At 48.4% G+C, this 6,093-nt stretch carries 5 protein-coding genes and 1 rRNA gene; 4 read left to right on the forward strand and 2 right to left on the reverse strand.

The genetic code is table 11. The annotated features are described in order from the left end of the window. Both rrf and ACFRAM_RS20120 read left to right on the forward strand, forming a co-directional pair. Positions 1-95 (forward strand): 5S ribosomal RNA (gene rrf / locus ACFRAM_RS20115); the annotation flags it as partial. A 260-nt stretch (positions 96-355) separates the two neighbouring features. Then, on the forward strand, positions 356-1,102 hold the full coding sequence (locus ACFRAM_RS20120; RefSeq protein ID WP_379467429.1) for an acyl-[acyl-carrier-protein] thioesterase: 747 nt from the start codon (positions 356-358) through the stop codon (positions 1,100-1,102). A gap of 235 nt (positions 1,103-1,337) precedes the next feature. Here ACFRAM_RS20120 and ACFRAM_RS20125 read toward each other — a convergent pair whose 3' ends face one another. After that, a complete protein-coding gene (locus ACFRAM_RS20125) occupies positions 1,338-2,294 on the reverse strand; it encodes an AraC family transcriptional regulator (protein WP_379467431.1) in 957 nt (318 codons plus the stop codon). Positions 2,295-2,327: 33 nt separating this feature from the next. Further along, positions 2,328-2,783 (reverse strand): SAM-dependent methyltransferase, encoded by a 456-nt coding sequence (locus ACFRAM_RS20130; RefSeq protein ID WP_379467433.1) that lies wholly within the window; start codon positions 2,781-2,783, stop codon positions 2,328-2,330. Between the two features lie 124 nt (positions 2,784-2,907). Here ACFRAM_RS20130 and ACFRAM_RS20135 point away from each other — a divergent pair, with 124 nt between their 5' ends. After that, on the forward strand, positions 2,908-5,046 hold the full coding sequence (locus ACFRAM_RS20135) for a DNA topoisomerase III (RefSeq protein ID WP_379467437.1): 2,139 nt from the start codon (positions 2,908-2,910) through the stop codon (positions 5,044-5,046). Between the two features lie 437 nt (positions 5,047-5,483). Further along, positions 5,484-5,918, forward strand: a complete 435-nt coding sequence (locus ACFRAM_RS20140) for a MerR family transcriptional regulator (RefSeq protein WP_379467439.1) — start codon at positions 5,484-5,486, stop codon at positions 5,916-5,918. The last annotated feature ends 175 nt before the right edge of the window (positions 5,919-6,093 follow it).

Here is a 6,093-nt window from a genome sequence, read left to right on the forward strand (position 1 = left end):
TTCCACGCGTACCCATCCCGAACACGACCGTTAAGCCCTCCAGCGCCGATGGTACTTGGACCGAAGGGTCCTGGGAGAGTAGGACGCCGCCAAGCACATGAGCCCTTGTTGATTTAATCAACAAGGGCTTTTTTGTTGTCTAAAGATTCAAATTACAGAAAAAATCCCAGAAAAGTTTGTGGGTAAATACAGGAAAAGTGTAAACTATTTAAAGTTACCCACATGTGGATAAGGGCTTTTAAGTGTTTTTAAGTGCTTTTTGGGTGAGTACTCCCCAGATTATGTGGATAGGCAGTGGGATATGTGGATACAGCCTGCAAAACGGATACATATTTTATATGAAAGAAGGATACCTATGGATAACTCTAACAAACTTGTGTGGATAGAGAAGCAAATTGTACATGCTAGCGATACGGATTATCGTTCCAATGCTAAATTGTCCTTTATCCTGGATATGATGCAGCGTGCAGCAGATTCTGCGGTAAGCGGGCTAGGGGTTAGTTTGGAGAAGTTGCTGGAAGCAGGGATGGCCTGGATGCTAATCACCCTCGATATTGATTTTGGATCCATGCCACGGCAGAATGACTCGCTATCTATTCGAACCTGGAGCAAGGGAACCAAGGGTGCTTTATGGCAGCGGGATTACCGGATTTTCGATAGCAATGACAATGAGATTGCAAGTGCGAGGTCGATCTGGGCCTTGGTTGATATCGAAAAACGTAAAATACTCCGTCCCTCAGCACTACCAGTTCCAGTGGAGCACTATGTAGGTGACTCAGTAGGAGAGATACCGAGCAAAGTGGAAATCCCTGAGGAACTGCTTATGCAGGGAGCTTATCGTTATCAGGTAAGATACAGCGGACTGGACAATAACGGGCATTTGAACAATGCCAGATACGGCGATTTATGTTGTGATACGCTGTCTTTGGACGAATGGGATGGAAGAACGATTAAACGTTTCAGAATTACTTATTTGCAGGAAGCGACCTTTGGACAGGAGATAACAATTACCCGCTCTTCGGTGGAAACTGAAGGGACGTTTGTCCAGGGGATTTCCGGCGATACGGTGATTTTTACGGCTTGTCTAACATTTGCAGAGTAAGAGCAGCAGAGGTAGAAGCGCGAAGTTAGGAGTATTAGTTTAGAAAAATAAGTAGAAGTGAAAGTAAAAGTAGATGCGTCAAGCTAAAATAGAATTAGGAGTAGAAATAGCAGTAGAAATAGAGTATGCACAAAATTAAGACCCGGTCTGGTTAGAGGCTCGGGTCTTTTGTTATCTAACCTATTATGAAGAAATATAAACATTTATTAGGTTAACTGTTTTTTTAACTATCGAATTATAGCAGTTCTAATGGAATATAAATTTCGCTAAGAGAGGATTCATTGTCCGGACCGAGATAGGCATCGCCATAGTATTCAAACTCATAAGGAAGTGACAGACGGTAATCGGTCTTGGGTAGCCATATTCCATAAATGTATTTATAGGTAGAAGATACTTCCCTAGAAAGGCCTTTATGTATGAATCTGAGGTATCGGGCTGGCGGGAGTCTGTGAATAGGAAAATCAGCGCTGGGGCCTGTATGCGACAAAATGTTTAAAGATTCATCCAGGAAGGAAGTTTCTAAGACTCTACTTTGGAAATCATGATGTTTTTTACTTTGCTCCAACAAGGAAGCAAGTAACTCACATGCGCACATGACCGAAAATGCACTGTGATCATCCTCTTCAGGCCAATAAGCGACTTGATAGTATTTTTCTGGAAGCTTGCGCTGGGGAATATTATGAATGCTATTAAATAGTCGGGGCCAGGTTTGAGTGATGACATCGGGATTATTTTTTACCCTGGCGAGAGGTCCTTGAAGGATGATCTCACCCAGCTCAACGAGCTGTGGAGGCGTGCTAAATGTAGCTGACAAATGCAGTAGATCGCGTTCATGCATTCTATGAAGCAGAGGGAGCATCGTCCCGGCCTGCCTCTTTCGGACAAGTGTGGGGGTGGTGTGCAGTAGTCTTTTGAAAGCCCGGGTGAAGGTCTCATAGTTATTAAAATGATAATGAAGCGAGATGTCCAGAAATGAGCGATCCGGACTGTGGATAATATCCAGAGCGGCTTCAGTGATTTTTCGCCGGATGATGTATTCCCCAGGAGCCATTCCAGTAACCGCTTGAAACAAGCGTATGAAATGGTAGAGAGAATATCCCATTGCATTAGATAGTGCAGCTACAGGAAGAGACGCTGTGAGGTGGTCCTCTATAAGATTCAGAGCTTTAAGAATAAGCTGGCGGTTGTTCATGGTTCTGCCTCCTGTAGTCGTGATTTAGATATTTTAACTTGGATCGGGGAGCCACCAATCACCCCAGTTAGCAGACCAGGAAGGGACGCGCACATCTTTAACACGATCGGTACTTGGGAAGTAAGCCTTGATGTCGAGGATAGAGGTGCCGGAATAAGCGTCCAATCCAGCAACCTCTATTATGCCGGTGTCTCCGTCCACGGATAGAATAGCTGCGACACTGAGACCTAAAGGATTCGGACGAACAGGTGAGCGGGTGGCGAATACCCCTGTGATTGGCGCATCATATGGCGGGTCGATCTGTGTGGTCTGACGGAAGTGATCCTCCGCAAATTCATGCAACCACCATAGAATCTGGCAGTGACTGAAGCTGGATAACCCCTTTAATGCGGGAGCAAACTCAGAGCTGATTAGAATGCGCTGTCGGTTTCCCCCGGATGTTATAACTGAACCTATCGGAACTATAGTATAGCTTTCTTTTTCACACATGGCTGTGACTCCTTTCTGATATGAAGTACATTGTAATTGTATAACCGCCAGCATAATCAGTCCTGACGTTATTTGCTGTCTTTCATTTAATGCTATAATAATTCCGTATGGAAAGGAGAGAGTTATGAAGGTACTGGTATTGGCGGAGAAGCCGTCTGTAGCGCGGGAGATTGCGCGGGTTATGGGATGTAAGGAGAAGCAGAAGAGTTATATTGAAGGACCTAAATATATAGTCACCTGGGCGTTGGGACATTTGGTTGGCCTGGCGGAGCCTGAGGATTATAACAATAAATTTGCGACCTGGGCTTTGGAGGATCTGCCGATCCTGCCCGAGAAGGCGAAGCTTAAGGTGCTGCGGGAGACGAGCCAACAGTACAAGGCGGTACAGCATCTGATGAAACGGCAGGACGTCGGGGAGCTGATTGTGGCTACCGATGCTGCGCGTGAAGGGGAGCTGTTAGCGCGTTGGATTATGAACATGGCTGGTTGGAAAAAGCCGTTCCGGCGCCTTTGGATCTCTTCGCAGACGGATAAGGCGATCAAGGAAGGGTTTGCTGCGCTGCGGCCGGGCAAGGATTTTGACCGGTTGTATGAATCGGCACGCTGCCGGGCAGAAGCCGACTGGATGATTGGGCTGAACGTCACACGGGCATTGACCTGCAAGTTCGGCGCACCGCTATCGGCGGGACGGGTGCAGACACCATCACTCGGAATGATCATGGATCGGGAAAATGAAATTACCAGCTTCCGTTCGCAGGATTTTGAGACCTTGTCTGCTGATTTTGGGCATTTTCAGGCTGGCTGGCGGGCCAATGGTGGAGATGGACGGATTTTTGATAAAGAGAAGACAAAGGCTTTAAGTGAGAAGCTTACCGGACGGAACGGACGGATTACGAAGGTACAAAAAAGTGAAAAGAGCGAGCCGCATCCACTCGCTTATGACCTGACGGAGCTGCAACGCGATGCTAACCGCAAGTTCGGCTTCTCGGCGAAGCAGACATCCAGTGTATTGCAGCGTCTTTATGAGCAGCACAAGTTGGTGACTTATCCGCGCACGGATAGCCGTTATTTGTCCTCCGATATGACGGGTACACTGAAGGAGCGTTTGGATAGTGTGGCTGTCGGGCCATATGCGACACTGGCTCGTCCGCTACTGCGGAAACCGCTGCCTATCACGAAGCGAATTGTGGATGATAGCAAGGTGAGCGATCACCATGCGATCATTCCTACGGAGCAGACGGTGCTGCTGAACGGGTTAAGCACGGAGGAACGGAAGCTGTACGACCTGATCGTACGGCGCTTCATCAGCTTGTTCTATCCACCGGCCCGCTACGATGCTGTAGCGGTGACTGTACAGGTGGAGGGCGAGAGCTTCCACGTCAAAGGCACCACGGTAAAAGATGCCGGATGGCGTGAGGTTTACGGCGGCGATATGAGTAACGACGACGAAGATGAGAATGCGGCGGATGAACCAGCCGCAAGCGGTATTAAGCTGCCGGAGCTGCGCGAAGGCGAGACGGTGACGATCCGGCGCTGCATGGTCAAAGCCGGACGGACTCAGCCGCCGAAACGGCACACGGAGGCGTCGCTGCTGACGCAAATGGAGAAGCACGGGCTGGGCACCCCAGCCACACGCGCCGACATTATCGAGAAACTGGTTAGCTCGGATACAATCGAGCGTCAAGGGAATTCGCTGCATCCAACTGGCAAAGGAAAGCAGCTTATCGGTCTGGTATCGCCACAGTTGCGCACACCAGACCTCACCGCTCGCTGGGAAGCGGAGCTGGAGAAGATCGCCCGCGGTCAAGGCCGTCCTGAGCCATTCCTGCAAGGTATTCGTAGCATGGCACAAGAGCTTGTATCTGGCGTGAAAACTAGCACAGCAGAATACAAGCCGCATAATGTCTCCAGCAGTCATTGTCCGGAATGCGGAACAAGACTCCTAGAGAAGAAAAGTAAACGAGGTAAGATGCTGATTTGTCCGGCAGACAGCTGTGGCTACACCCGTTCGGGAGAGAAGCGCCTATCCAACCGCCGCTGTCCACAGTGCCATAAGAAAATGGAACTGAAAGAAGGTAAGGCAGGACTGTATGTACAGTGCCTGGGCTGTGGCATCACGGAGACGATGGATAAAGACCACAAACATGTCAACAAGCGTGAGCAGCAGAAGCTGGTGCAGCAGTACAGCAAGCAGGAAAGCATCGGCTCCAACCTGGGTGAGCTGTTAAAGGCTGCAATGGAAGGAAAGAAAGGAAGCGAGTAGGGCCCCGTAACTTTGGATAGAAGGAGTAACGGGGTCAGTAACACTAGCAAGTAGGGAATTTTGTTGTTCAAAATCTCGGGAGTAGCTAAAGGCTTCGCTAATGAGGGGAAGCTGAAGGTTCAAACGTTATGAAACTAACGCTATGAATCGGTCAATTCCTGTTGGGACATTGTATTGGTCAGTTCAGGCTTATTAATTTTTAAGTTCAGCTTATAATAGGAAAGAAAACAAACTACGAACAAAGCTGCTTGGATCAAAGCAGAAGAAGGACTCGGTGCTGGTTGCCGAGTCTTTTTTTGTATAGTGCATATAGAAGGAGCTTATAATAAGGGTAATCGATATATAAATTTGACGTTAACGTTAACATTATATATAATATAAGAGTAGTCAAAATAATCAAAAATCAATGAACTTATAGATTGGAGCAGGAGGCCGTTATGAGCTGGTTAAAGATTGAACAGGTCGCGCAGGAAACCGGGCTAACCAAACGCACCATCCGTTATTACGAAGAGATGGGGCTGCTGGCATCACCGCAGCGGAGCGAAAAGGGGACGCGGCTATATACCGAGGAGGATATTGAGAGTCTCCGCAGGATTATGGATGCGAAGGAGGTCCTGGGCATCTCACTGGTGGATTTGCAGCAGTTTGTAGCCTTTCATGATTTGCTGGAGAGCTATCGCAGCCATTACAAAGGGAGAGCTGAAGTACCGGGCCGGAAGGAAAAGCTAATTGAACTAGAGCAAAAGCTGGGTGAACAGTTAGAAGCTCTGGACCGGAAGCTGGAAAAGATGACATCATTCCGAGCAGAGCTGGAGGATATGAGGCAGCGGTCCAGAGATGTTCTGGAGCAACTGGAGTCACAGGAGGATTGAGCTCACACTAGCTGGAAAAGATGACATCATTCCGCGCAGAGCTGGAGGATATGAGGCAGCGGTCCAGGGATGTTCTGGGACAACTGGAGTCACAGGAGGATTGAGCTCACACTAGCTGGAAAAGATGACATCATTCCGCGCAGAGCTGGAGGATATGAGGCAGCGGTCCAGGGAT

The sequence above is a fragment of the Paenibacillus sp. NPDC056722 genome, from assembly GCF_042790635.1.
Taxonomy (GTDB): domain Bacteria; phylum Bacillota; class Bacilli; order Paenibacillales; family Paenibacillaceae; genus Paenibacillus_AQ; species Paenibacillus_AQ agri.

What these genes read in the sequence shown, in the direction of transcription:
- ACFRAM_RS20130 (WP_379467433.1), bottom strand. Translation starts at nt 2,783, where the DNA reads ATGTGTGAAAAAGAAAGCTATACTATAGTTCCGATAGGTTCAGTTATA.
- ACFRAM_RS20140 (WP_379467439.1), top strand. Translation starts at nt 5,484, where the DNA reads ATGAGCTGGTTAAAGATTGAACAGGTCGCGCAGGAAACCGGGCTAACC.
- ACFRAM_RS20125 (WP_379467431.1), bottom strand. Translation starts at nt 2,294, where the DNA reads ATGAACAACCGCCAGCTTATTCTTAAAGCTCTGAATCTTATAGAGGAC.
- ACFRAM_RS20135 (WP_379467437.1), top strand. Translation starts at nt 2,908, where the DNA reads ATGAAGGTACTGGTATTGGCGGAGAAGCCGTCTGTAGCGCGGGAGATT.
- ACFRAM_RS20120 (WP_379467429.1), top strand. Translation starts at nt 356, where the DNA reads ATGGATAACTCTAACAAACTTGTGTGGATAGAGAAGCAAATTGTACAT.